At 70.0% G+C, this 23,176-nt stretch carries 21 protein-coding genes and 1 tRNA gene; 10 read left to right on the top strand and 12 right to left on the bottom strand.

The window, feature by feature from the left end:
- Nucleotides 1-84: 84 nt before the first annotated feature.
- From K5L01_RS12390 to K5L01_RS12380, 3 genes are all read right to left on the bottom strand, one after another.
- Complete coding sequence (locus K5L01_RS12390; protein ID WP_250064808.1) at nucleotides 85-993, bottom strand: glycosyltransferase family 2 protein; 909 nt, start codon at nucleotides 991-993, stop codon at nucleotides 85-87.
- On the bottom strand, nucleotides 990-1,937 hold the full coding sequence (locus tag K5L01_RS12385; protein ID WP_250064807.1) for a UDP-glucuronic acid decarboxylase family protein: 948 nt from the start codon (nucleotides 1,935-1,937) through the stop codon (nucleotides 990-992). Before K5L01_RS12385 ends, K5L01_RS12390 begins: the two co-directional genes overlap by 4 nt.
- 113 nt (nucleotides 1,938-2,050) lie before the next feature.
- Nucleotides 2,051-2,896 (bottom strand): glycosyltransferase family 2 protein, encoded by an 846-nt coding sequence (locus K5L01_RS12380; protein ID WP_250064806.1) that lies wholly within the window; start codon nucleotides 2,894-2,896, stop codon nucleotides 2,051-2,053.
- A 4-nt stretch (nucleotides 2,897-2,900) separates the two neighbouring features.
- Here K5L01_RS12380 and K5L01_RS12375 point away from each other — a divergent pair, with 4 nt between their 5' ends.
- Nucleotides 2,901-3,956, top strand: a complete 1,056-nt coding sequence (locus K5L01_RS12375; RefSeq protein WP_250064989.1) for a CDP-glycerol glycerophosphotransferase family protein — start codon at nucleotides 2,901-2,903, stop codon at nucleotides 3,954-3,956.
- A gap of 42 nt (nucleotides 3,957-3,998) precedes the next feature.
- Here K5L01_RS12375 and K5L01_RS12370 read toward each other — a convergent pair whose 3' ends face one another.
- The 4 genes from K5L01_RS12370 to K5L01_RS12355 form a co-directional block, all read right to left on the bottom strand.
- Nucleotides 3,999-5,504 carry a PH domain-containing protein gene (locus K5L01_RS12370; RefSeq protein WP_250064805.1) on the bottom strand — a complete coding sequence of 502 codons (1,506 nt, stop codon included), beginning with the start codon at nucleotides 5,502-5,504 and terminating at the stop codon, nucleotides 3,999-4,001.
- Nucleotides 5,501-6,010: a PH domain-containing protein gene (locus tag K5L01_RS12365; protein WP_250064804.1), complete on the bottom strand. Its 510-nt coding sequence runs from the start codon at nucleotides 6,008-6,010 to the stop codon at nucleotides 5,501-5,503. The genes K5L01_RS12370 and K5L01_RS12365 overlap by 4 nt, the downstream gene beginning before the upstream one ends.
- Before the next feature lie 59 nt (nucleotides 6,011-6,069).
- Nucleotides 6,070-7,197 (bottom strand): GTP cyclohydrolase II RibA, encoded by a 1,128-nt coding sequence (gene ribA / locus K5L01_RS12360; RefSeq protein WP_250064803.1) that lies wholly within the window; start codon nucleotides 7,195-7,197, stop codon nucleotides 6,070-6,072.
- Nucleotides 7,198-7,380: 183 nt separating this feature from the next.
- Nucleotides 7,381-8,301, bottom strand: coding sequence for a lauroyl acyltransferase (locus tag K5L01_RS12355; protein WP_250064802.1), 921 nt, complete (start codon nucleotides 8,299-8,301; stop codon nucleotides 7,381-7,383).
- A 168-nt stretch (nucleotides 8,302-8,469) separates the two neighbouring features.
- Here K5L01_RS12355 and dtd point away from each other — a divergent pair, with 168 nt between their 5' ends.
- From dtd to K5L01_RS12340, 3 genes are all read left to right on the top strand, one after another.
- Nucleotides 8,470-8,910 carry a D-aminoacyl-tRNA deacylase gene (dtd, locus tag K5L01_RS12350; RefSeq protein ID WP_250064801.1) on the top strand — a complete coding sequence of 147 codons (441 nt, stop codon included), beginning with the start codon at nucleotides 8,470-8,472 and terminating at the stop codon, nucleotides 8,908-8,910.
- A gap of 90 nt (nucleotides 8,911-9,000) precedes the next feature.
- A complete protein-coding gene (gene rpoD, locus K5L01_RS12345; protein WP_250064800.1) occupies nucleotides 9,001-10,866 on the top strand; it encodes an RNA polymerase sigma factor RpoD in 1,866 nt (621 codons plus the stop codon).
- Between the two features lie 151 nt (nucleotides 10,867-11,017).
- Nucleotides 11,018-11,093 (top strand) — tRNA-Ile (locus tag K5L01_RS12340).
- Between the two features lie 142 nt (nucleotides 11,094-11,235).
- Here K5L01_RS12340 and K5L01_RS12335 read toward each other — a convergent pair.
- From K5L01_RS12335 to pdhA, 4 genes are all read right to left on the bottom strand, one after another.
- The gene (locus tag K5L01_RS12335) at nucleotides 11,236-11,994 is read right to left on the bottom strand and encodes an SDR family NAD(P)-dependent oxidoreductase (RefSeq protein WP_250064799.1); all 759 of its coding nucleotides are present in this window, start codon (nucleotides 11,992-11,994) and stop codon (nucleotides 11,236-11,238) included.
- 297 nt (nucleotides 11,995-12,291) lie between these two features.
- Nucleotides 12,292-13,647 carry a dihydrolipoamide acetyltransferase family protein gene (locus tag K5L01_RS12330; protein ID WP_250064798.1) on the bottom strand — a complete coding sequence of 452 codons (1,356 nt, stop codon included), beginning with the start codon at nucleotides 13,645-13,647 and terminating at the stop codon, nucleotides 12,292-12,294.
- A 305-nt stretch (nucleotides 13,648-13,952) separates the two neighbouring features.
- A complete protein-coding gene (locus tag K5L01_RS12325) occupies nucleotides 13,953-14,939 on the bottom strand; it encodes an alpha-ketoacid dehydrogenase subunit beta (protein WP_425603894.1) in 987 nt (328 codons plus the stop codon).
- 82 nt (nucleotides 14,940-15,021) lie between these two features.
- The gene (gene pdhA / locus K5L01_RS12320; RefSeq protein WP_250064797.1) at nucleotides 15,022-16,110 is read right to left on the bottom strand and encodes a pyruvate dehydrogenase (acetyl-transferring) E1 component subunit alpha; all 1,089 of its coding nucleotides are present in this window, start codon (nucleotides 16,108-16,110) and stop codon (nucleotides 15,022-15,024) included.
- A gap of 276 nt (nucleotides 16,111-16,386) precedes the next feature.
- Between pdhA and K5L01_RS12315 the strand changes: the two genes are divergently transcribed.
- The 3 genes from K5L01_RS12315 (at nucleotide 16,387) to K5L01_RS12305 (ending at nucleotide 19,554) form a co-directional block, all read left to right on the top strand.
- Nucleotides 16,387-17,268, top strand: coding sequence for a tryptophan 2,3-dioxygenase (locus tag K5L01_RS12315; RefSeq protein ID WP_250064796.1), 882 nt, complete (start codon nucleotides 16,387-16,389; stop codon nucleotides 17,266-17,268).
- Between the two features lie 185 nt (nucleotides 17,269-17,453).
- The gene (locus K5L01_RS12310; RefSeq protein ID WP_250064795.1) at nucleotides 17,454-18,944 is read left to right on the top strand and encodes a peptide MFS transporter; all 1,491 of its coding nucleotides are present in this window, start codon (nucleotides 17,454-17,456) and stop codon (nucleotides 18,942-18,944) included.
- Between the two features lie 10 nt (nucleotides 18,945-18,954).
- Entirely contained in the window at nucleotides 18,955-19,554 is a 600-nt protein-coding gene (locus tag K5L01_RS12305) for a thioredoxin family protein (RefSeq protein WP_425603889.1), read from the top strand.
- Between the two features lie 71 nt (nucleotides 19,555-19,625).
- Here the strand turns inward: K5L01_RS12305 and K5L01_RS12300 are convergent, their stop codons facing one another.
- Nucleotides 19,626-20,123, bottom strand: a complete 498-nt coding sequence (locus K5L01_RS12300; protein ID WP_250064794.1) for a MarR family winged helix-turn-helix transcriptional regulator — start codon at nucleotides 20,121-20,123, stop codon at nucleotides 19,626-19,628.
- A 128-nt stretch (nucleotides 20,124-20,251) separates the two neighbouring features.
- Between K5L01_RS12300 and hppD the strand changes: the two genes are divergently transcribed.
- The 3 genes from hppD to hmgA all read left to right on the top strand — a co-directional run bounded on the left by hppD (nucleotide 20,252) and on the right by hmgA (nucleotide 23,176).
- Nucleotides 20,252-21,367 carry a 4-hydroxyphenylpyruvate dioxygenase gene (gene hppD / locus K5L01_RS12295; RefSeq protein ID WP_250064793.1) on the top strand — a complete coding sequence of 372 codons (1,116 nt, stop codon included), beginning with the start codon at nucleotides 20,252-20,254 and terminating at the stop codon, nucleotides 21,365-21,367.
- 86 nt (nucleotides 21,368-21,453) lie between these two features.
- Nucleotides 21,454-21,852, top strand: coding sequence for a DUF559 domain-containing protein (locus tag K5L01_RS12290; RefSeq protein WP_250064792.1), 399 nt, complete (start codon nucleotides 21,454-21,456; stop codon nucleotides 21,850-21,852).
- A gap of 25 nt (nucleotides 21,853-21,877) precedes the next feature.
- Entirely contained in the window at nucleotides 21,878-23,176 is a 1,299-nt protein-coding gene (hmgA, locus tag K5L01_RS12285; protein WP_250064791.1) for a homogentisate 1,2-dioxygenase, read from the top strand.

Raw genomic sequence — 23,176 nt, 5'->3', positions numbered from 1 at the left:
GGGGTTTGATGAACGTCCAAGCGGCGGGCCGGCACTGGCCGGACGGCCGGCAGGACTGGCCGGACGACCGGCCGTCGGCGGCCATCACCTCCAGCCGCGCTTGCGGCTGCGGAGGATGCCGATCATGCGCTCCAGCCGTTTCCACCAGGGGAGCCGGGCACGCCAGCACAGGCCGATGTAGCGCCGGGCCTCGGCCCAGTCGGGATCGGGCTTGGTGCGGTATTCGAGCTTGGCCAGCTCCAGGCAGGCCTCGTCCAGGCCGGCGGCACGGGCATAGTGGTTGATCAGGCCGCGCGACTGCAGCAGGCCCCGGTACACCGCGGCGCGGTCCTGCCGTGCCCACCAGCCGTTGTCGCCATGGATCCGGTAGCGCACCTGGTCGGTGGGCAGGAAATACTTGCGTGCACCGAACAGGCTGGCGCCGAACACCAGGCAGTTGTCGGCGGACAGGCGCCAGCCCGCGCTGACCTGCGGTGGCAGGTCCATGCACTGCCGCGCATAGCGGGTGCGCAGCGACAGCGCCGAGGTGGGCGCTCCATACCAGTAGGCCAGGGCATAGGTGCTGACCGCGGTGTAGCCCAGGTCCAGCGCGCGTCCGGCGAAGCCGATGCGGCCCTCCTCGTTGCCGAACAGGGCGATGTCGGAGAACACGAACCCCACGTCGCCACGCTGGTCGTAGAGTGCGCCGATCTGCTCCAGGTAGGCGGGTTCCCAGCGGTCGTCGGCATCGAGGAAACAGATCACGTCCGCGTCCGCGGCGGCCACCCCGCGCTGGAAGGCCGCTAGCTGTCCGCCGTTCTCGCCAAACAGCAGGGTGATCGCGGGGTGGGCGCCGTAGCGTTCCTGCAGCAGCGCCTGGGAGCCGTCGCGGGAGCCGTCGTCCACGACCAGGATCTGCGCGGCGGGGCGGGTCTGGGCGAGCACCCCCTCGATGGCCTCGACCACGAAGCGCGCATAGTTGTAGTTGGTGATGACGACCGCGAAGCGGGTCATGCCTGGCCCTCCGCCAGCAGCGTGCGGAAGTAGGCGATGGTGTCCCTCAGCCCGTCCTCCAGCGCGATCCGCGGCTCCCAGCCCAGCGCCTGCCGCGCGAGCGCGATGTCCGGCTGGCGCTGGCGCGGATCGTCCGCGGGCAGGGGCTGGAAGACCAGGCGCGAGCGGCCGCCGACCAGCTGCAGGATGCGTTCGGCCAGCTCCAGCATGGTGAATTCGCCGGGATTGCCGATGTTGACCGGACCGGTGAAGCCGCGCTCGGTGTCCATCATCCGCGTCATCGCGTCCAGCAGGTCGTCGACATGGCAGAAACTGCGGGTCTGCCGGCCGTCGCCATAGATGGTGATGTCCTGCCCGCGCAGCGCCTGGACGATGAAGTTGCTCACCACGCGGCCATCGTCGGGGTGCATGCGCGGGCCGTAGGTATTGAAGATCCGCACCACCTTGATGTCCAGCGCATGCTGGCGGTGGTAGTCGAAGAACAGCGTTTCGGCGCAGCGCTTGCCTTCGTCGTAGCAGCTGCGCAGGCCGATGGGGTTGACCCGGCCCCAGTAGGCTTCCGGCTGCGGATGCACTTCCGGGTCGCCGTAGACCTCGCTGGTGGACGCCTGCAGGATGCGGGCGTCCAGCCGCTTGGCCAGCCCCAGCATGTTGATGGCGCCGTGCACGCTGGTCTTGGTGGTCTGCACCGGATCGTGCTGGTAATGCACCGGCGAGGCCGGGCAGGCCAGGTTGAAGATGCGGTCGACCTCGACATGGAGCGGGAAGGTGACGTCGTGCCGCAGCAGTTCGAAGCGCGGATGGCCGAGCAGGTGCGCGATGTTGCGCTTGCTGCCGGTGAAGAAGTTGTCCACGCAGAGCACGTCGTGGCCCTCGCCGAGCAGGCGGTCGCACAGGTGCGACCCCAGGAAACCAGCGCCGCCTGTGACCAGAATTCGTTGCATGGACGGTCCCGTTGATGGAAGGGCAGGGTCTGCCCGGAGGCATGACGAGGTGGGCGGCCATTTTGTCATGGTTGAATCCGGCCGGTCCGCCGCCGCGGCGGCGGAGGTGGACGCTAGACGTCCGGGCCGTGCTTCTTCGACGCCGCGGTCGCGGGCCGGTCCGCCGGGGTCTGGACGGGCTGCCGGTTCTGCAGCAGCCACAGCATGATGGTCTTCTGCCGGACGTAGTTGGCGCGGACATAGGCATAGACGAGGCCATGCCAGCCATCGCGGAAGCCACCGCGCAGCAGCCAGCCGCGCCAGAAACGCCAAGCCGGCGCCAGCACCAGCTTGCCCAGGGTGGCGCGCTTGCCGCGTGCGAACTCGTGCTCGGCCATCATCAGCGCGTACCGCTGGGTCTTGGCCAGCTGCTGCTCGAAAGAACGGTAGGGGTGGTGGACGAGGTCGCCGGGAAGCGTCCGTACCGGGCCGTCGACGCTGGCCGCCTCGTGGATCTCGCGTGTGCCCCGCCACCCGCCGCGGCGGCGGTCGAACAGCCGCAGGACGCGGTCCGGGTAGGCGTTGCCATGGCGCAGGAAGCGGCCGAAATACTCCGACAGGCGCGCGAAGCGGTAGCCGGCGGCGTCCTTGAAGCCGCTGTCGCGGGCCTGCTCGATGGCCTCGCGCAGCGCCGGGCCGACCCGCTCGTCGGCATCCAGGCACAGCACCCAGTCGTGGCGGGCCTGTTCCACGCAATAGGCCTTCTGGCTGCGGAACCCGTCGAACGGGCGCTGCAGCACCCGCGCGCCGGCGGCTTCGGCGAGCGCGACCGTGGCGTCGCTGGAAAAGGAGTCCACCACCACGATCTCGTCGCAGAAGGCCAGCGAGGCCAGGCAGTCGCCGATGCGTGCGGCTTCGTTGAACGCGATAATGCAGGCCGAGAGGCGAGGCCGTTCGGTGGGAGCGGTCGATGAGGACATGACGATGGCCGGATACCTGCTGTTTGCGACGGAGCGCTATGCGCTGCCTATTCTCGCGCCTCTGGCGCGGGCGTTGCACGCCGCCGGTCACGAGACCGCCGCCTGGTTCGAGGGCGGCGCCGCCGGGGCGGTGCTGGACGGGGTGCCGTGCATCGGCCTGCGCGAGGCCCTGGCGATGCGGCCACGGGCCGTGCTGAGCGCGGCCAACTGGGTGCCGCCGTTCCTTTCCGGGCCCAAGGTGCAGCTGTTCCATGGCTTCAACGTGCAGAAGCGCGAGGACGCGCGGGGCCACTTCCGGGTGCGCGGGCTGTTCGACCTGTACTGCACGCAGGGGCCGGCGACGACGCAGCCCTTCCAGGCGCTGGCCGCGCGCGAGGGCCACTTCGCCGTGCGGGAGACCGGCTGGCCCAAGCTGGACCCCCTGTTCCGCGATGACGGCGGCGAGAGCGCGGCCCTGCGTGCGCCCGCCGGCGGCCGGCCGGTGGTGCTGTTCGGCTCCACCTTCACCGAACGGCTGAGTGCGGCACCGCACCTGTACGAGCGGATCGCCGCCGACATCGCCACCGGCGAGCGTTACTGGCTGCTGACCCTGCACCCCAAGTGCGCCCCGGCCCTGTTCGAGCGCTACCGTGCGCTGGCCGGCGGCAACGCCCGCTTCGTCGAGCCGGAGCAGCTGATGGCGGCGCAGCGCGCGGCGGACGTGCTGGTCTCGGACACCTCGTCGATCGTTTCCGAGTTCATCGTCCAGCACAAGCCGGTGGTGACCTTCCGCAACCGCGTGCCGCAGCCGCACATGCTGGATTTCGACGATCCGCGGCAGCTGCCGGAGATGCTCGCCGCCGCGCTGTCGCCGACGCCGGCATTGATGGCGGCGGTCATCGGCTATGCCGACGCGATCCACCCCTACCGCGATGGCGGCTCGTCGGAGCGGGTGATCGCCGCCACCGAGGCGTTCATCGATGGTCGCCTGGGCGCGCTGTCGCGCAAGCCGCTGGGTGCGGTGTGGCGTGGCCTGCAGATTCGCCGTGATCTCGGCTACTGGGGGCGGTCGCGGCGCTGAGTGCCGCCGTCGGTCGCGGACTGCCGGCGGCGGCCGGCGGGATCACCAGTGCAGCCGGCGCCGCGCCATTTCCCGGCCCAGCTGCTGCAGCAGTGCGCGGGCCTGCGGTTCGTCCAGGAAGCGCAGCCGCAGCGGCGGCGAGCCGGTGGCGCCGGCGCTGTCCAGGCTGAGCGTGGCGGTGCCGAAGCGGCGGTCCAGCGGCGAGCGTTCCAGTCGCAGGACCTGCAGCTTGTCCAGTTCGACGATGCGCCACCAGCGGTTCCACCATCCGCCGCGTATCGCCACCCGCTGGGCATCGATGCTGTAGCCCATGCGCGTGATCTGGCGATGGGCCTTGAAGGCCGACCAGGGCAGCCACAGCAGCGGCAGCAGGCCCCAGCCGCCATGGAGGTGCCAGGCCAGCGTCGTCGCCGCGGCGACCACCGGCAGTGCCGGCAGGCACAGCCGCCACCCGTTGCGGGTGGCGACGCGCTGCCAGTGCGTGGGCGGCCAGTCCGCGCCGGGCAGCAGATGCCGCAGCAGGCCGTCGCAGGCCGCGGGCGTGGCCAGCGGTGCCAGCTCCCTCAGGGTGCGTTCCTCCTGCCGTTGGCCCCCGCCGGCGGCGATGTCCACACGCAGCTGGCGGCGGCGGAACAGACGGTGCAATGCGCTCTCGGTCAGGGTCCAGGCCTGGATGCGGCGGCGCGCGACACTGCTGCGCAGCCGGGTGAGCAGGCCGCGCTCGACGGTCAGGCGGCGTTCGGCCTCGCTCAACGAAAACCCCTGGTACTGCACGACTGCCAGGCCGATCGACAGCCCCGACATCACCAGCAGGAGCCCCAGCAGCAGGGCCAGGACGGCCGCCAGAAGCGACGGCGCGTCGAGCTGCAGCTGGCTGGCATAGCCGAGCGCCTGTTGGCCACGGTCGTGGACGAACTGGCGGGCGAGGTCGCGCGGGAACAGCTGCCAGGCCGCGCCGAGTGCCGCCGCCGCCATCACCAGGGCGCGGTTGGACACCAGGCCCAGGCGCACCAGCTCCGGCCACGGCAGCGACAGCAGCGGCAAGGCCGCCGGTGCGGCGGTATCGACGGCCGCGGCGCCGGGGACCCCGCGCTGGCGGATCAGGCGCTCCAGCTGCAGCGCCTGGTCCAGGCGCAGCACGCGCATCTGCGCCTCGGGCCGGTCGCCGGCGGCCGATTCCAGGCGCAGCTCGGCCACCCCGAACATGCGGTGCAGCAGGGTCTGGTGGACGACGATGTTGTGGATGCGCGCAAAGGGGATTTCGCGGCGGGTGCGCTCGACGATGCCGCTGCGGATGACCAGGACGTCCTCGCCGATCCGGTAGCGGTAGGTCAGGTAGCGCAGCAGCGCGGTGCCGACCAGTGCGGCGATGACCACCAGGGTGAGCAGCTGGAACGGCCACTGGCCCTGCTCGCGGCGGCTGCCGAAGACCAGCAGTGCGGCCAGCGGCAGCAGGAACTGCTGCAGGTGCTGCAGCAGCTCGAACAACCACGATCCGGGGTGCAGGCGCTGCTCGTGGTCCGGCGCCGGTGCGTCGCCGCCGCTCACAGCGCGTCGTCGTCGTGGTCGAGCTGGCGCGCGAGCCGGTCGCGCAGGCGTTCGGCATCGTGCTGGTCGAGGCCGGCGAGCGCGACGGTGTTCATGCGGGTGCCGGCGGTATGCACCACCAGGGTCGCCAGGCCGATCGCGCGCTGCAGCGGGCCGCGGCGCAGGTCCAGGTGCTGGACCCGCGACACCGGCACATGGCTTTCGCTCTGCCACAGGTGGCCATGGCGTACCGCGAACGCCTGTTCGTCCAGCCGCCAGCGGGTGAGGCGGTGGCGGCGCCAGCCGATCCAGGCACCCGCGAGCAGGCCGACGGCCGCGGCACCGAGGGCCGCGGGCAGCCACCCGGGCGTGCGCACCAGCAGGGCCAGCACGCCGCCGGCCAGGGCCAGCGGAAGCATGGCGCCGATGCCGGCACCGACAGCGGCCAGCGGGGCGCCGCGCCGCGGCAGGGGCTGCCAGCCGGGCGCGGTGGCCACGGCAGGAGGAAGGCTTGGCGGTTCGATCATGCGGGGACCTTACAGCAGGGCGGGCACCGCCGGTGGCCTGCGCACGGCCGGCAGCGGGGCTACTGGGCGGACATGATCAGCGCATCGACATCCAGCTGGTGCCCGGCGCGGGTGGCCTTGGTGCGCAGGTAGTGCTCGTTCTCGGCGGTGATCTCGCCGGTCACCGGGATGCGGCCCACGACGTCGATGCCGGCGTCGCGCAGCAGCTGCACCTTGGTGGGGTTGTTGGTCAGCAGCTGGATGCGCTGCACGCCCAGTCCACGCAGCATGGCGATGGCGCTGCCATAGCGGCGCTCGTCGGCACCGAAGCCCAGCTGCGCGTCCGCGTCGATGGTGTCCAGGCCTTCGTGCTGGTACCCGTAGGCGCGCATCTTGGCGGCGATTCCGGTGCCGCGGCCCTCCTGGTCCAGGTACAGCAGGATGCCGCCGCCCAGTTCCTTGAGGGTGCGGAGGGCGCGCCGCAGCTGGTCGCCGCAGTCGCACTTCAGCGAGCCGAACAGGTCGCCGGTCAGGCACGAGGAATGCACCCGGACCGGTACCGCGGCCTGCAGATCGGGGGTGCCGACGATCACCGCGACCTGGTCGCGCTGGGCCACGCCTCCGCGGAACACGGCGAACTCGCTCATGCCGATGTCGCGCAGCGGCACCGGCGAACGGGTCACCAGTTCATAGTCCTGCCCGGCCTGCGTGGCGCCGTTGCGCAGGTCGTCCAGCGACAGGTGCAGGCAGTCGTCCAGCGGCGTGGCGCCGTCCGCCAGCGCCGCCGACACCATTGCCGGCAGCAGCAGCCCGAGCCGTGCGATCTCCACTGCCGCCGCGTCCAGGCTGTCGCCTTCGTGCGGTGCGAGGGCGGGCGGGGGCGCGTCGCGCAGGTAGGCCAGCGCCGCCAGGCTGTCGAAGTCGCGCCCGGCCAGGGCGATGCGGATGCCGTGGACACTGTCGATGCCCAGGGTGTGGGCGCGGGGGGCGGTGAGGAACAGGTAGTGGCGTGCCGCTGTGGCCTGGGCGAAGGCCGCGAAGCTGGCGGGCGAGGCGCTGTCCAGTGCCAGCGTGGCGCGCCGCCGGGCACCGTCGACGAGGACCACCGGGCGTCCGGCGCGCAGCTCGGCGGCGGCGCGCTCGCAGCGGATCGCGGCACTGTTGCCGAAACCGGGGAAGACCGGAGCGGTGGGGGACGGGCTGTTCATCGGCAACCTAATGGGGCCGGCGTGCCTGGATTCAATCCAGCGCCGTTGCGACGCAGTGTGGCACCGGCGGTGTCGTCGCACTGCATCCCGTGTTCAGTTCCGTGTGCCGCGCGCCTCCCCGCCGCCGGCCACCGGCCTGGCCGCACCGGTGCCGTGGACCAGCCGATGCCCGCGGCGCGGGTGTCAATGCGGGTGGCGTCGGGTGGCATAGGGGTTGGGCTCGCCGCTGCCGGGGGGGCGCAGCGTATAGCGCTTGTAGGTCCATTGGTACTGCGCCGGATCGCGCCGGGCGATGCGCTCGATGCCCGCGCTCAAGGTGCCGGCCGCGACCTCCAGGTCGGGGTCGGCGATCTGCGGCGGGGCGGGCTCCACGTGCAGCGCGAATGCCAGGTCCGATCCGGTGCGCTCGCACCAGGCGTAGAGCACGGTGGCGCCGGTGCGCTCGGCGAGCCGGTTGACCAGGGTCATGGTCAGGGCCTGCACCCCGAAGAACGGCACGAACACGCCGTCGCCGTTCTTCGGCTGCTGGTCCGGCAGGATGCCGACCGCGCCGCCGTCCTTGAGGACCTTGAACAACTGCCGTACCGCCGGGCCTTCGGCACGTACCTGGCGCACGTTGTCGGCGCCGCGGGCCACTTGCAGGAAAGCATCGCCGGCCGGGTTCTCGGGGGGCGCATAGACGATCGCGATCGGTCCGCGCGATGCCAGCCACTGGTTGAGCAGCTCCCAGTTGCCATAGTGCGGTGCGACCACGATCACCCCCTTGCCCGCGGCCAGGGCGGCGTCATAGCGCGCTTCGCCATGGCGTTCGCGCAGGTGCCGCGCCAGGTTGCGCGCCGGATCGTGGGTCCACAGGTACAGCGTTTCCATCGCTTGGCGGGCGGTGGTGTGCAGCACGTCGCGGTGCAGGCGCGCGCGCTGGGCGTCGGAAAGCTCGGGGTAGGCCAGCTCCAGGTTGCGGCGCGTCACCCGGCTCTCGCGGGCATCCAGGCGCCGCCACAGCCAGGCCAGGGCATCGGCCAGGCCGCGCTGGCAGGGCCAGGGCAGGCGGGTGAGCAGCGCAGCCAGGCGATGGCCGAGGCGGGCAACGGTTTCCGGTTTCATCGCGGCAAGTGTAGGGCGGGCCGGCGCCACTTCCCAAGCCGGCGGCGAGCGTCGCTCCTGCGGTGCCGGCCGGTGGCGGGCGTACCTCCTGCCGTCCGGGGGGGCGCCCCGGGTCCCCGTGCGGGCGCCGGCGGGGCATCATGGAGCGCCCGTTCCCAGGAGTCCGCCATGCTTTCCCTCATCCAGCGCGTCAGCCAGGCCTCGGTGGCGGTCGAGGGCGAGGTGGTGGGGCGGATCGGCGCGGGTCTGCTGGTCCTGGTCGGCGTCGAGCCGGGCGACGACGAAGCCGCCCTGGTGCGGATGAGCGAACGCCTGCTCGGTTACCGTGTTTTCGGCGACGATGCCGGGAAGATGAACCGCTCCCTGCGCGATATCGGCGGCGATCTGCTGCTGGTCAGCCAGTTCACCCTCGCCGCCGACACCCGGTCGGGCATGCGCCCCAGCTTCAGTACCGCCGCGGCGCCGGCCGAGGCTGAACGGCTTTTCAACCGGCTGGTGGCGATTTGTCGCGAAAATCACACCGGAGGGGTGGAAACTGGCCGCTTCGGCGCCCATATGGTCGTCAGCCTGGTCAATGACGGGCCGGTCAGCTTCCTGCTCAGGCCCTGACGCGCCGTGAATCCACCGCACGGCAGGCGTTATGCTGCGCTGGTATAATAGTAGGTTCTCTATCTTTCCCTGCGGTGGCGCGAGCACTACATGGCCAACGAACGTCCTGCCCAGCAATCCGACATCAAACAACTGATCAGCAAGGGCCTGGAACAGGGCTACCTGACCTATGCCGAAGTCAACGACCACCTGCCCGACGACATGGTCGATCCGGAGCAGATCGAGGACATCATCGGCCTGATCACCGGCATGGGCATCGACGTCCATGAAGTGGCGCCCGATGCCGACACGCTGATCCTGAGCGACGGCAATACCGGCAACCGCGAGGTGGACGATACCGCCGCCGAGGAAGCCGCCGCCGCCCTTACCGCTCTCGACACCGAAGGTGGCCGTACCACCGACCCGGTGCGCATGTACATGCGCGAGATGGGCACGGTCGAGCTGCTGACCCGCGAGGGTGAGATCGCCATCGCCAAGCGCATCGAGGAGGGCCTGGGGCAGGTGCAGGCCGCGCTCGGGACCTTCCCGCCGGCGGTCGAATCGGTGCTGTCCGATTACGAGCTGCACAAGGAAGGCAAGAAGCGCCTGGCCGAGATCATCGTCGGCTTCAACGACCTCGCCGAGGAGCCGGCCGCGCCTGCGGCACCGGCGGCCAGCACCGACGGTGACGACGCCAGCACCGACGGCGACGCCGAGGCCGACGAGGACGACGACGATGTCAGCACCGAGGAGGACACCGGTCCGACCGGTCCGGATCCGCTGGAAGTGGCCAGCCGCATGGACCAGCTGGCCAGCGACCTGGCCAAGTTCAAGAAGGCCCATGCCAAGGGCGACACCAAGACCCAGGCGCGCCTGCGCGAGGAACTGTCGGCGACCTTCGTCACCCTCAAGCTGCCGTTGCCGCTGACCGATGTCCTGGTCAGGCAGCTGCGCGACACCATGGGCCGGATCAAGGCGCAGGAGCGCCGCGTGCTGCACCTGGCGACGATCACCGCGCGCATGCCGCGCAAGGACTTCATCCGCTCCTGGGAAGGCAACCAGACCAACGTGGAGTGGGTCGAGGACGCGATCAAGCGCAAGCAGAAGTGGTCGTCGGCGCTGCGCGATGTCAAGGACCAGATCGTCGCCGAGCAGCAGGCCACCCTGGACGTGGAGAAGGCGTCGCACCTGAGCCTGGACGAGCTGAAGGAAATCAGCCGGGTCATGGCCTACGGCGAAGCAAAGGCGCGCAAGGCCAAGAAGGAAATGGTCGAGGCCAACCTGCGCCTGGTGATCTCCATCGCCAAGAAGTACACCAACCGCGGCCTGCAGTTCCTGGACCTGATCCAGGAAGGCAACATCGGCCTGATGAAGGCCGTGGACAAGTTCGAATACCGCCGCGGCTACAAGTTCTCGACCTACGCCACCTGGTGGATCCGCCAGGCGATCACCCGCTCGATCGCCGACCAGGCGCGCACCATCCGCATCCCGGTGCACATGATCGAGACGATCAACAAGCTCAACCGCATTTCCCGGCAGATGCTCCAGCAGTACGGCCGCGAGGCCACTCCGGAGGAGCTGGCCAAGGAAATGGACATGCCCGAGGACAAGATCCGCAAGGTGATGAAGATCGCCAAGGAGCCGATCTCGATGGAGACCCCGATCGGCGACGACGAGGACTCGCACCTGGGCGACTTCATCGAGGACACCAACGTGGAGTCCCCGATCGACAACACCACCAACATCAACCTGTCCGAGACCGTGCGCGACGTGCTGGCCGGCCTCACCCCGCGGGAAGCCAAGGTGCTGCGCATGCGCTTCGGCATCGACATGAACACCGACCACACGCTGGAAGAAGTGGGCAAGCAGTTCGACGTCACCCGCGAGCGCATCCGCCAGATCGAAGCCAAGGCGCTGCGCAAGCTGCGCCACCCGAGCCGCTCCGAGCAGCTGCGCAGCTTCCTCGACATCGACTGAGTGCGGCGACCGGCAGGTGGCCTGCAGGCATGACGGAAAACCCCGCCCTGGCGGGGTTTTTCCTTGGGCCGCCGCGGACCTGCGGTACCCGCCGTGCCGCTGCCGGGAAGTGGTGGGACGGCGCCTGCTCCACTACACTGCGCTGTCGCGCGGGCCTATAGCTCAACGGTTAGAGCAGAGGACTCATAATCCTTTGGTTGCAGGTTCGAATCCTGCTGGGCCCACCACGGCCGTGCGCACCGCCGGCCTTGCAGGCCCGGGAACCCGCGGCGCCTGAGCATGCGGCATCCGGCACACGCGAGGCTGTGCCGTCCGCGGCGGACCGCGGTGTCCCGGATGGTGCCCGGCGGCCCCTCCGGGCAGCACGGTTCAGCCGGGCAGCGACTGGCCACCGTCCACCGCCAGCACCTGTCCGGTGATCCAGCGCGCGGCCGGTGAGCACAGGAACAGCGCGGCGGCGGCCGCATCTTCGACCGTGCCGAAACCGCCGAACGGAATGCGGTCGCGGATCCTGGCATACAGTCCGGGGTCCTCGTGCCGCCGCCGTTCCCACAGGCCGCCGGGGAACTCGATCGAGCCCGGGGCGAGGGCGTTGACGCGGATGCGCTCGCGCGCCAGCTCGGTGGCCAGGGTGACGGTGTAATAGTCCAGTGCCGCCTTGGCGGTCGAGTACGCCACCGCGCGCGGCGTGGGTACGCGGCCATTGATCGAGCTGATGTTGAGGATGGCCGGCGCGGTGCTGCGGCGCAGGTGTGGCAGCGCGGCGCGGTTGGTGCGCACCGCGGCCATCAGGTCGATGTCGAAGCCGGCCTGCCAGCTGGCATCGTCGTCGCTGCCGCCGAAACCGGAGGCATTGTTGACGACGACGTCGATGCCGCCCAGGGCGTCTGCGGCGCTATCGACCCAGCCGATGATCTGCTCCGGGTCAGCCAGATCGCAACGCTGCGCATGCGCGAACGCACCGTCCGCCTGCAGCTGTTCCTGGGCGTGCCGCAGGCTGTCCTGTCCGCGCGCGCAGATCGCCACGCGGGCGCCCTGGCGGGCGAAAGCACGGGCGATGGCCAGGCCGATGCCGCGGCTGGCGCCGGCCACCAGGACGCGAGCGTCGTGCAGGTCGGAACGGGACATCGGGAGCACTCCGTCGGGGATGGCCGTGCATTGTCGCCGCATCCGGCGGTGCCGGTGTCTCTGCATGCCGTCCGCCTGGAGCCGTGGCGCGGCCGATATGGAGAGCGAGGGGACGTCGCGCTCGGGGGAATGGTCGGGGCAGAGCGGGCCAGGTGCGGCCGAACGGTGCCCGGCGACCGGACAGGCCGTTGCGTCCGATGTGTCCGGGCACCCGGCCGATGGCGCGGTGACCGGGTAAAAAAAGGCCCGCACGCGGCGGGCCAAAGTCTTGCTGCAAAACGGTCGCGGCGACGCCGCTCAGTCCGGTCTCGCCAGGTCGTCGATCAGTACACGCAGGAAGCGCGCGGCCTCGCCGCCGGTGCAGGCGCGGTGGTCGAAGGTGACCGAGAGCGGGATGACCTTGTGCGTTTCCACGCCGCCCATCACCGGGGTGACCTGGAAGCGGGCGCGGCCGGCGGCGACGATCGCCACGCACGGCGGTACCACCACCGGGGTCGCGTAGCGGCCGGCGAACATGCCGAAGTTGGACAGGCTGATGGTGTAGCCGCTCAATTCGGACGGCGCGATGCTGCGGTCCTCCACCTGCTGGCGCAGGCGGTTGATGCCCTCGCGCACGCCGCGCGCGTCGAGCATGTCGGCATTGCGCAGCACCGGCACGAACAGGCCGTCGTCGGTGTCCACGGCAATGCCGATGTCCACCTGCGCGTGCAGGGTGCGGGTGAGGGCATCGCCGTCGAACCAGGCATTCATCGCCGGCACCGCCTGGCAGGCGGCCACGATGCCGCGCACCAGGCGCGAGGTCAGGTCGTTGCCCGGGGCCCAGGCATGGATGTCGGCATCGTCGCTCAGCGTGGTCGGGACCACCTTGCTGTGTGCGTCGGCCATCACCCGCGCCATGTTGCGGCGTACGCCCTTGAGCGGTTCCGGCTGGCCCTTGGCGGTGACGCCCGGCGGTGCGGTGCGCATCGGCCTGCCGGCGGCGGAAAGCGGCGTGCGCTCGCGGCCGGCATCGGAGGCCGCGGCGCGTGGCGGCGGGGCGGATGACGCGCCCGCCGCCGTTGCCGCCTTGCCGGCGGCCGCGGCCAGGAGCGTGGAGGGGTCGGCGGCCGCCTGCTTCACGTCGGCCATGGTCACCGCGCCGTCGGCGCCGGTCGCGCGCACGCGGGCGAGGTCCACGCCGAGCTTGCGCGCCATCGCGCGCACCGCCGGCATCGCCTTGACGCCGCCGACGGCCACGGCCTGCTCGGCATGCACGGCATTGGAGCTGACCATGGCGCCGACCACGGTGCCTTCGTCCGCGCGTTCGGCCGCAGCCGCAGCCGCGGCGGCCGGCGCCGGATCGGGCGCCGGTGCCGGGGCGCCGTGGTGGTGGCCGGTGTCCTGGCCTTCGGCGCGCTGCGGCAGGGCCGGGTCGATCTCGAACCGGGCCAGCATGTGTCCGGTCACCACGATGTCACCGGGCGCACCGGCCAGCTTCAGCACCGTGCCGGAGACCGGCGAGGGCACTTCCACCACGGCCTTGGCGGTCTCCATCGACACCAGCGGCTCGTCCAGCTTGATCACGTCGCCTTCCTTGACGAACCATTCGACGATGGTCGCGTCCGGCAGGCCTTCGCCCAGGTCGGGCAGGTTGAAGCTCTTGGTCTGGCTCATTCAATCATTCCTCAACAGCGTCAAGTTCGCGTGCCGGTCGCCGGCCCCGTGCGCCTTCGGCGCGCCCGGGCCATCACCTGCGGCGGTGTTCGTGATGCGGTCCGGCCCGCTCGCCGTCCCCATGGCCGGCCTGCATGCGCCGAGGTCGTGCGGCTGCCCGGCCGGCGATGCCATCGTCGGCGCTCTGCCGGGCAGGGGCCAGTCCGGGTCCACCGTGGCGGCCAGCAGCGGCGGGCCGTGCGATGGGGAACTGCAACGGATCGCGGTACGGGTTGCCGCGGCGGCCGGTCGGGCACGCCCGCATGTCAGCCCGCCGCCACCGCGCGCCGTGCCGCGGCCACCACCCGGTCCACGCTCGGCAGGTACTTCATTTCCAGCCGGAACAACGGGATGTGGGTGTCCCAGCCGGTCACGCGCTCCACGGGGGCGAGCAGGTCGTACATCGACTCCTCCGCCAGGCGCGCGGCGATCTCGGCGCCGAAGCCGGCGGTCTTCGGGGCTTCCTGCACGATCACGCAGCGGCCGGTCTTGGCGACCGACTCGGCGATGGTGGCGAAGTCCAGCGGCCGCAGCGTGGCCACGTCGATGACCTCGGCACTGATGCCCTCGCCGGCCAACCGGTCGGCGGCCTCCAGCGCTTCCTTGACCTGCGCGCCCCAGGTGACCAGGGTCACGTCGGTGCCGTCGCGCAGCACGAAGCACACGTCCAGCGGCAGCGCTTCGCCATCGTCGGCGACCACTTCCTTGTACTGGCGGTAGATGCGCTTGGGCTCCATGTAGATCACCGGGTCGGGATCGCGCATGGCGGCCAGCAGCAGGCCATAGGCGCGCTGCGGGCTGGACGGCAGCACCACGCGCAGCCCCGGTACGTTGGTGAAGATGGCCTCGTTGGCTTCGCTGTGGTGCTCGGGTGCACGGATGCCGCCGCCCCAGGGCACGCGCAGCACCATCGGGCAGTGCAGGCGGCCGCGGGTGCGGTTGCGCAGGCGCGCGGCGTGGCAGACGATGTGGTCCACCATGGGGTAGACGAAGCCGTCGAACTGGGCCTCGGCCACCGGCTTCATGCCCTGCGCGGCCAGGCCGACGGTGAGACCGGCGATGGTGGTCTCGTCCAGCGGCGTGTCGAGCACGCGCTGCGCGCCGAACCGCTGCTGCAGGCCGGCGGTGGCCCGGAACACGCCGCCGTTGACGCCCACGTCCTCGCCCAGCACCAGCACCGACGGGTCGTGTTCCATCTCCCAGGCCAGCGCCTGGGTCACGGCTTCGATCAGGGTGATGGGCGTGGTGGTCATGGCGTTGTCTCCGCTGGCGCCCTCGGCGCCATGGTCGCTGGCGGGGTCCTGGCCGGCGGGCATGCCGGTGGCGCGCTTGTAGTCATCCATGGCGCGGCTCCAGGGCGAGGGCGGCGGCACGCTGGGCCAGCAGGTCCGGCGGCGGGTCGGCATACAGGTGGTCGAACATGGCCTCGACCGGCTGCACCGGGCAGCTGAGGTAGGCGTTGACCTCCTCGTCCACGCGGGCGCCGCACTCGGCGACCCAGGCCTGCTCCTCGGCCTCGCTCCAGGCGCCCTGCGCGGTCAGGTACGCGCGCAGCCGCAGCATGGGCTCCTCGCGCCAGGCCGCCTTCACCTCGGCGTCGTCGCGGTAGCGGCGCGCGTCGTCGGCGGTGGTGTGGTCGGACAGGCGGTAGGTGAGCAGCTCCAGCACGGTACCGCCCTCTCCGGCGAGCGCACGTTCGCGGGCCTGCTCCATGGCCAGCAGCACCGCGAGCAGGTCGTTGCCGTCCACCTGCAGGCAGAACAGGCCGCCGGCCAGGCCCTTCTGGGCCAGGGTCTCGGCGCCGGTCTGGGCCGAACGCGGCACCGAGATCGCCCAGCCGTTGTTGACCACGCACAGGATCAGCGGGAGCCGGTAGGCCCCGGCCGAGTTCACCGCGGCGTAGAAATCGCTCTTCGAACTGCCGCCGTCGCCGCATACCGCGACCGCGACCTGCGGCAGGCCGCGCAGCTTGAACGACAGCGCCGAGCCGGCCGCATGCAGGCACTGGGTGGAGATCGGCACGCAGATCGGGAAATCGCGGGCCGCGTCGCTGTCGCGGTCGTAGTCGCTGCCGCGCTCGTCGCCGCCCCAGTACATCAGCACGTCGCGGGCTCGCACGCCGCGCATGAACATCGAGCCGTACTCGCGGTAGCTGGGGGCGAACACGTCGCCGCGCTTCATCGCCGCGCCGATGCCGACATGGGCGGCTTCGTGGCCGAGGCAGGAGGCGAACGTACCCAGCTTGCCGGTGCGCTGCAGGGCCACCGCCTTGGTGTCGAAGACCCGGGTGGCCAGCATCTGCTTGAACAGCGGAAGCAGGGTGGCGGGGTCGCGCAGGGCCTGCGGCAGGTCGTCGCGTACCAGGCTGCCGTCGGCAGCCAGGCATTGCAGGTATTCGATCTGGAACTGGGCGGAAACCGTCATTGCAGCAACACCTTGGACAGATGGTTTCAAATGATAGGGATCGACATGGTAAGGACTCGGCCTGGAAAAGCCGTCCTGCGCCGCAACACGAAAACGCGCCGCATGCAGCGGGATGCCGTGCCCGACGTGCTGGCGCTACGCATTCAGCGACATCGTGGTGGGGTAGTGCATTGTCGCGCCGGTTGCGTCTGCAAGTGTTCGCATTCCGTTGCCGCGCGGGTCCGATACCGGGGCGCGCTGCGTTACCCTTTGCGCCCCGCGCACATGGCAAGGCAGATGACCGTAGACCAGAACCGGCGTGAGCTCGAGGCCGGCATCCATACCGATCTCGACGGCAGGCTCACCTATGGCGGCTATCTCCGCCTGGACCAGCTGCTGTCCGCGCAGCAGCCGCTGTCCAGCCCGCCCCACCATGACGAGATGCTGTTCATCATCCAGCACCAGACCTCGGAGCTGTGGCTGAAGCTGCTGGACCACGAGCTGCGCGCGGCGATGGGCTTCCTGCAGCGCGACGAGGTGTGGCAGTGCCGCAAGGTGCTGGCGCGCGGCAAGCAGGTGCTGCGGCAGCTGACCGAACAGTGGTCGGTGCTGGAGACGCTGACCCCGTCCGAGTACTTGGGCTTCCGCGACGTGCTCGGTCCCTCCTCGGGATTCCAGTCGCTGCAGTACCGCTGCATCGAATTCCTGCTGGGCAACAAGAACGCGGAAATGCTGGCGGTCTTCGACCACGATGTGCTGGGGCGCGAGCGCCTGCGCCAGGCGCTGGAGGCGCCGAGCCTGTACGAGGAGTTCCTGCGCTACCTCTCGCGGTTCGGCCATGCGGTGCCGTCCTGCTACGCCGAACGCGACTGGAGCCGCGCGCACATCAGCGATCCGGCGCTGCGCCGGGTGTTCGAGCGCATCTACCAGGACAACGACCGCTACTGGCGCGAATACTCGCTGTGCGAGGACTTCGTGGACCTGGAAAGCCAGTTCCAGCTGTGGCGCTTCCGGCACATGCGCACGGTGATGCGGGTGATCGGGTTCCGCCGCGGCACCGGTGGCTCCAGCGGCGTGGGTTTCCTGAAACAGGCGCTGGAGCTGACCTTCTTCCCGGAGCTGTTCGAGGTGCGCAGCAGCCTGCGCGAAGCGCCGCCGGACACGGAAACCGCCGACTGACGCGGTGCCGCATTCAGCCGCGGCGGGCGCAGCGATGGCCGCCGTGGCCACCGGATGACCCGCGCACGGCGCGGCCGGGGCCCATTTGACGCGAACCCGGCGCTTCGGTGATCCTCGCCCGTCGCGCCGGTTCCGGCCGATGTCATCCGTCCGTTGCCCAACGAATCACCAGGGGGAATCCCAGCATGAGCGCTGCCGCGCCGAATTCCGCAACGACCCCGGCGCCCGTGCCGGAGTTCAAGAACCTCCTCGGCCATCCGCGTCCGCTGTGGATGCTGTTCATGACCGAGTTCTGGGAACGCTTCGCGTTCTACGGCATCCGCTGGGCGCTGGTGCTGTACGTCGTCGCCCAGTTCGCCGACAGCGAGGCCGGCGCCAGCAAGCTGTACGGCGCCTACCTGGCACTGGTCTACGCCGCGGCGCTGTTCGGCGGCTTCGTCGCCGACCGCGTCATCGGCTACCAGCGCTCGATCCTGATCGGCGCGGCGGTGATGTCGCTGGGGCTGTTCCTGATCGCGATTCCCGACGAACGGGTGTTCCGCATCGGCCTGGCGACCATCATCGCCGGCAACGGCTTGTTCAAGCCCAACATCTCCAGCATGGTCGGGCAGCTGTACGGGATCAACGATTCCCGGCGCGACTCGGGCTTCACCATCTTCTACATGGGCATCAACGCCGGCGCGCTGATCGCCCCGGTACTGACCGGCTTCCTCGCCGACAAGCTGTTCGGCACCGAGGCGATGCCAGCCTACAAGTACGTGTTCATCGCCTCGGGCGTGGGCATGCTGATCAGCCTGGTGTGGTTCTGGATCGGCCGCCGCCAGCTCGGCGTGGTCGGCGCGGCGCCGGCCGGCGCCGGCTTCGGCCGGACCGTGGCGGTGCTGGTCGGCACCCTGGTGGCGGTACCGGTGGCCTACGGCCTGCTGTCGATCGACGCGGGCATCCTCGGCTGGATCCTCGGCGCGCTGTTCACCGTGCTGTGCGTGATGATCCTGGTGGAGGGCATCCGCGAGGGCCGGGTCGCGCGCGACCGCTCGATCGCCATGCTGATCATCTTCGTGTTCAACGTGCTGTTCTTCATGTTCTTCGAACAGGCCGGCAGCTCGTTCAACTTCCTGGCGCAGAACATCGTCAACCGCGACCTGTCCGGCTGGATGTTCCCGGTGGGCTGGTTCCAGTCGGTGAACTCGGTGGCGATCCTGGCGCTGGGCCCGGTGTTCGTGTGGCTGTGGACGGCGCTGGGGTCGCGCAATCCGTCGATCCCGCGCAAGTTCGGCCTGGGCCTGATCTTCAACGGCCTGGCATTCCTGCTGCTGATGTACGCGCTGTCCTCGCTGGTCGACGACGCCGGCAAGATCCCGTTCTGGACCCTGTTCATGGTCTACGTGATCCAGACCGTCGGCGAGCTGTGCCTGTCGCCGATCGGGCTGTCGATGACCACCAAGCTGGCCCCGGTCAAGGTGGTGGGCCTGGCGATGGGCGGCTGGTTCCTGTCCACGGCCATCGGCAACAACCTGTCGGGCATCTTCGCCGCGCTGATCAGCGGCGACAGCGGCATGACCGTCGACTCGGCGTTGAAGGGCTACACCGGAAGCTTCTGGTCGCTGCTCGGCGCGGGCGTGGTGCTGCTCCTGATCGCCCCGCAGGTGCAGAAACTGATGCACGGCGTGAAGTAAGGGAGCGGCGATGAAGCGGATCTCCGGCGTACTCCCGCTGCTGCTGGCCATGGCGCTGGGCGCCTGTTCGCCGCCGCCGGCAGCGGCGCCGGAGAAGGTGCAGCCGTTGGACACCTCCGAGCAGAAGGCGCCGGTGGCCGATACCAGCCAGCCGGTGGCCTCGGGCAATACCCCGGCCGCCGCGGACATCGCCGCGCTGGCCGCGCTGAACGTGCAGTTCGACCCCGCGCGCGATCCGGTGGCCGATCTGGAGACCGCCAAGGTCGAGGCCCAGCGCGGCGGCAAGCGCATCGTCCTGGACGTGGGGGGCGAGTGGTGCTCCTGGTGTCACCTGCTGGACGCCTTCATGCAGGGCGATTCGGAGATCCGCCGCTTCCGCGACGCCCACTTCGTGTGGATGAAGGTCAACTACAGCGAGGACAACGAGAACGCGGCGTTCCTCGCGCGCTTCCCGGCCATCGACGGCTATCCGCACCTGTTCGTGCTCGATGCCGAGGGCCGGCTGCTGCACTCGCAGTCCACCGCCGGGCTGGAACGGGGCAAGGGCTACGACCGCGCCCGTTTCTTCGCGTTCCTGCGGGAGTGGGCGCCACCGTCCGCGACGCCCTGAGCGGCGCCGGAGCGGACAGGCGCATGCCCGGATGCTGAGACCGCCGGCCGCGGAGCGGCCGGTCGGCGCCCTCAGTCGGGCAGGACCATCTGCGCCAGGCCGGCGTCGGCCAGGCGGGTGATCAGCTGCTCCAGCACCTGTTCCTCCTCCTCGGTCAGCACCGACATCAGCTTGCGGGTGACTTCCATCACCAGCGGCGCCACCGTCTCGTAGACCTCGAAGCCCGCCGCCGACAACGCCAGCACCGAGCGCCGGCGGTCGTCTCCGTGGGTCTCGCGCTTGATGAAGCCCCGCTCCAGCAGCCGCGCCACCGCACGGCTGACCGCCACCTTGTCCATGGCCGTGCGCTCGGACACCTCGCTGGCCGAGGACCCCGGATACAGCGCCAGGATGGTGATCACGCGCCATTCGGGGATCGACAGGCCGTAGCGCTCGCCATACAGCCGGGCGATGTTGCCGCTGACCCGGTTGGACAGGACGCTGATGCGGTACGGCAGGAATTGTTCGAGGTCGAGCAGTACGTGCGAGGCACGGATGCTGGTGGACTTGCTGTAATCGAGAGGGCTCATGCTGCAGTGCACCTTGATGGTGGTTTCATGTGAAACTATAACCTTCGGTCCTGACCCGCGTTCACCGCGCGTCTTCCTGTTACCCGCCGCCGGCAACGGCGACGGCCCACGCTTCCGGAGGCAACCCCATGAATACCCACGTCCACGCCGCAGCCAACGCGCCCAACCTGGGCATGCAGGTCACCACCTTCGAGAACCCGATGGGCATCGACGGCTTCGAGTTCGTCGAATTCGCCGCACCGGCCGGGCAGAGCGCCCAGCTGCACGACTATTTCCGGAACATGGGATTCACTGCCGTACTCCGTCACCGGCAGCGTGCTATTACCGTCTACCGTCAAGGCGGCGTCAACTTCCTCGTGAACGAGGAGCCGGACTCCTTCGCCGCCGACTTCGCCGCCAAGCACGGTCCGTGCGCCTGCGGTTTCGCGATCCGCTTCACCCGCCCGGGCGCGGAAGTGCTGGCCGCGGCGCTGGACAACGGTGCCGAGGAAGTGGCCCACCTGGCCGACACCCGCGCCGTGCCGGCACCGGTGATCAAGGGCATCGGCGACTGCATGCTCTACCTGGTGGACCGCTATGGCGACGCCGGCAGCATCTACGACGCCGACTACGAGCCGGTGCCCGGCGCCGAGCAGAACCCGAAGGGGTTCGGCCTGACCTTCATCGACCACCTGACCCACAACCTGTACCTGGGCAACATGCAGCAGTGGTCGGACTACTACGAGCGGCTGTTCAACTTCCGCGAGATCCGCTACTTCGACATCAAGGGCAGCAAGACCGGGCTGGTGTCCAAGGCGATGACCGCGCCGGACGGCATCGTGCGCATCCCGCTCAATGAATCCTCCGATCCCAAGAGCCAGATCAACGAGTACCTGGACGCCTACAAGGGCGAGGGCATCCAGCACATCGCCTGCTTCACCGACAACATCTACGACACCGTGGAGGCGATGCGCGCGCACGGCATCGGCTTCCTGGACACGCCGGACACCTATTTCGACGTGGTCGACCTGCGCATCCCGGACAACGGCGAGGACGTGGAGCGCCTGCGCCGGAACAAGATCCTGATCGATGCCGACCCGGAGACCAAGCAGCGCAAGCTGCTGCAGATCTTCACCCAGAACTGCATCGGCCCGATCTTCTTCGAGATCATCCAGCGCAAGGGCAACGAAGGTTTCGGCGAGGGCAATTTCCAGGCCCTGTTCGAGAGCATCGAGCGCGACCAGATCAAGCGCGGCGTGCTGTAAGGCTTTTGCTCAGGGCCCCTCTCCCTCCGGGAGAGGGGTGGGGGCGAGGGCAGGCTCCGCGGGACGCAGGGTCCAACGGATGCCGGATGATCAGGACGATCAAGCGCCTTCTCCCCGGCGCCACGCTCGGCGCCGCCAGGTCCCTGCGAAGGGCGATGACGGAGGCAGAGCGATGCCCATGGCAGTACCTGCGTGCAGGCCGCTTGGCGGGTTTCACGTTCAGGCGCCGGCCCCCCGTGCCGCCGTGTGTGGTGGATTTCTGCTGCGTCGAGGCGGCGGTGGCGGTTGAGCTGGGTGGTTCGCAGCACGATGCGCAGATCGACGCCGAGCGCCCCCGGTATCCGCAGACGCGGGAGAGGCGGGTAGTGCGCTTCTGGAACAACGAGGTGTTGTTGCAGACGGGTGCAGTACTGGAAGAGATTGAACGCATCACGCGTGGTCGTACCCTCTCCCCACCCCCTCTCCCGGAGGGCGAGGGCCTCTGAAAACATAAACAGGCAGGTAGCCCCGATGGTCAGCAACGCTTATCAATCCGGCTTCGGCAACGAATTCGCCACCGAGGCGGTGCCCGGCACCCTGCCGGTGGGGCGCAATTCGCCGCAGCGCGTGGCCCATGGGCTGTATGCCGAACAGCTGACCGGCACCGCCTTCACCGCGCCGCGCGGCAGCAACCGCCGCAGCTGGCTGTACCGGATCCGTCCGGCGGCGATGCACGGGACGTTCACCCCGTTCGAGCAGCCCCGCCTGCAGGGCGACTTCAGCGGCGGCCCGGTGTCGCCGGACCAGCTGCGCTGGAGCCCGCTGCCGCTGCCGGACGCGCCCACCGATTTCGTCGAGGGCCTGTACACCATGGGCGGCAACGGCGCGCCCGAGGCGCATGCCGGCGCCGGCATCCACCTGTACGCCGCCACCGCGGACATGCGCGGCCGCTGGTTCTACGACGCCGACGGCGAGCTGCTGATCGTGCCGCAGCTGGGCCGCCTGCGGCTGCGCACCGAGCTGGGCGTGCTCGAGGTCGAGCCGCAGCAGATCGCGGTGATCCCGCGCGGCGTGCGCTTCGCCGTGGAGCTGCCGGACGGGCAGGCGCGCGGTTACGTCTGCGAGAACTTCGGTGCGCTGCTCAAGCTGCCCGACCTCGGCCCGATCGGCAGCAACGGGCTGGCCAATCCGCGCGACTTCGAGACCCCGGTGGCCGCCTACGAGAACGTCGAGGGCGACTTCGAGCTGGTCGCCAAGTTCCAGGGCCGGCTGTGGCGCGCGGACATCGGCCACTCGCCGCTGGACGTGGTCGGCTGGCACGGCAACTACGCGCCGTACCGCTACGACCTGCGCCGCTTCAACGCCATCGGTTCGATCAGCCATGACCATCCGGACCCGTCGATCTTCCTGGTGCTGCATTCGGCCAGCGACACGCCGGGCACCAGCAACCTGGACTTCGTGATCTTCCCGCCACGCTGGCTGGTGGCGCAGGACACCTTCCGGCCGCCGTGGTTCCACCGCAACATCGCCAGCGAGTTCATGGGCCTGGTCCATGGCGCCTACGACGCCAAGGCCGAGGGCTTCGTGCCCGGCGGCTGCTCGATCCACAACTGCATGACCGGCCACGGCCCGGACGCGGCGACGTTCGAGAAGGCGTCCAGCGCCGACCTGTCACGCCCGGACGTGGTCACCGACACCATGGCCTTCATGTTCGAGACCCGGGGGGTGATCCGTCCCACCGCGCAGGCCGTCGCCGCCGGGCACCGGCAGCGCGACTACCAGGCGTGCTGGAGCGGGCTGCGCGGCCACTTCGCACCGCCGCAGGGCTGA

The organism is Stenotrophomonas mori (genome assembly GCF_023556335.1).
In the GTDB taxonomy this organism is placed as follows: Bacteria; Pseudomonadota; Gammaproteobacteria; order Xanthomonadales; family Xanthomonadaceae; genus Stenotrophomonas; species Stenotrophomonas mori.
This window is presented reverse-complemented; position numbering and strand designations above follow the sequence as displayed.

Coding starts and splice junctions, on each gene's coding strand:
- K5L01_RS12290 (WP_250064792.1), top strand. CDS start 21,454: ATGATCAGGACGATCAAGCGCCTTCTCCCCGGCGCCACGCTCGGCGCC.
- hmgA (WP_250064791.1), top strand. CDS start 21,878: ATGGTCAGCAACGCTTATCAATCCGGCTTCGGCAACGAATTCGCCACC.
- K5L01_RS12375 (WP_250064989.1), top strand. CDS start 2,901: ATGGCCGGATACCTGCTGTTTGCGACGGAGCGCTATGCGCTGCCTATT.
- K5L01_RS12365 (WP_250064804.1), bottom strand. CDS start 6,010: ATGATCGAACCGCCAAGCCTTCCTCCTGCCGTGGCCACCGCGCCCGGC.
- K5L01_RS12390 (WP_250064808.1), bottom strand. CDS start 993: ATGACCCGCTTCGCGGTCGTCATCACCAACTACAACTATGCGCGCTTC.
- pdhA (WP_250064797.1), bottom strand. CDS start 16,110: ATGACGGTTTCCGCCCAGTTCCAGATCGAATACCTGCAATGCCTGGCT.
- hppD (WP_250064793.1), top strand. CDS start 20,252: ATGAATACCCACGTCCACGCCGCAGCCAACGCGCCCAACCTGGGCATG.
- K5L01_RS12305 (WP_425603889.1), top strand. CDS start 18,955: ATGAAGCGGATCTCCGGCGTACTCCCGCTGCTGCTGGCCATGGCGCTG.
- ribA (WP_250064803.1), bottom strand. CDS start 7,197: ATGAACAGCCCGTCCCCCACCGCTCCGGTCTTCCCCGGTTTCGGCAAC.
- K5L01_RS12335 (WP_250064799.1), bottom strand. CDS start 11,994: ATGTCCCGTTCCGACCTGCACGACGCTCGCGTCCTGGTGGCCGGCGCC.
- K5L01_RS12385 (WP_250064807.1), bottom strand. CDS start 1,937: ATGCAACGAATTCTGGTCACAGGCGGCGCTGGTTTCCTGGGGTCGCAC.
- dtd (WP_250064801.1), top strand. CDS start 8,470: ATGCTTTCCCTCATCCAGCGCGTCAGCCAGGCCTCGGTGGCGGTCGAG.
- K5L01_RS12310 (WP_250064795.1), top strand. CDS start 17,454: ATGAGCGCTGCCGCGCCGAATTCCGCAACGACCCCGGCGCCCGTGCCG.
- K5L01_RS12330 (WP_250064798.1), bottom strand. CDS start 13,647: ATGAGCCAGACCAAGAGCTTCAACCTGCCCGACCTGGGCGAAGGCCTG.
- K5L01_RS12300 (WP_250064794.1), bottom strand. CDS start 20,123: ATGAGCCCTCTCGATTACAGCAAGTCCACCAGCATCCGTGCCTCGCAC.
- rpoD (WP_250064800.1), top strand. CDS start 9,001: ATGGCCAACGAACGTCCTGCCCAGCAATCCGACATCAAACAACTGATC.
- K5L01_RS12315 (WP_250064796.1), top strand. CDS start 16,387: ATGACCGTAGACCAGAACCGGCGTGAGCTCGAGGCCGGCATCCATACC.
- K5L01_RS12355 (WP_250064802.1), bottom strand. CDS start 8,301: ATGAAACCGGAAACCGTTGCCCGCCTCGGCCATCGCCTGGCTGCGCTG.
- K5L01_RS12325 (WP_425603894.1), bottom strand. CDS start 14,939: ATGACCACCACGCCCATCACCCTGATCGAAGCCGTGACCCAGGCGCTG.
- K5L01_RS12380 (WP_250064806.1), bottom strand. CDS start 2,896: ATGTCCTCATCGACCGCTCCCACCGAACGGCCTCGCCTCTCGGCCTGC.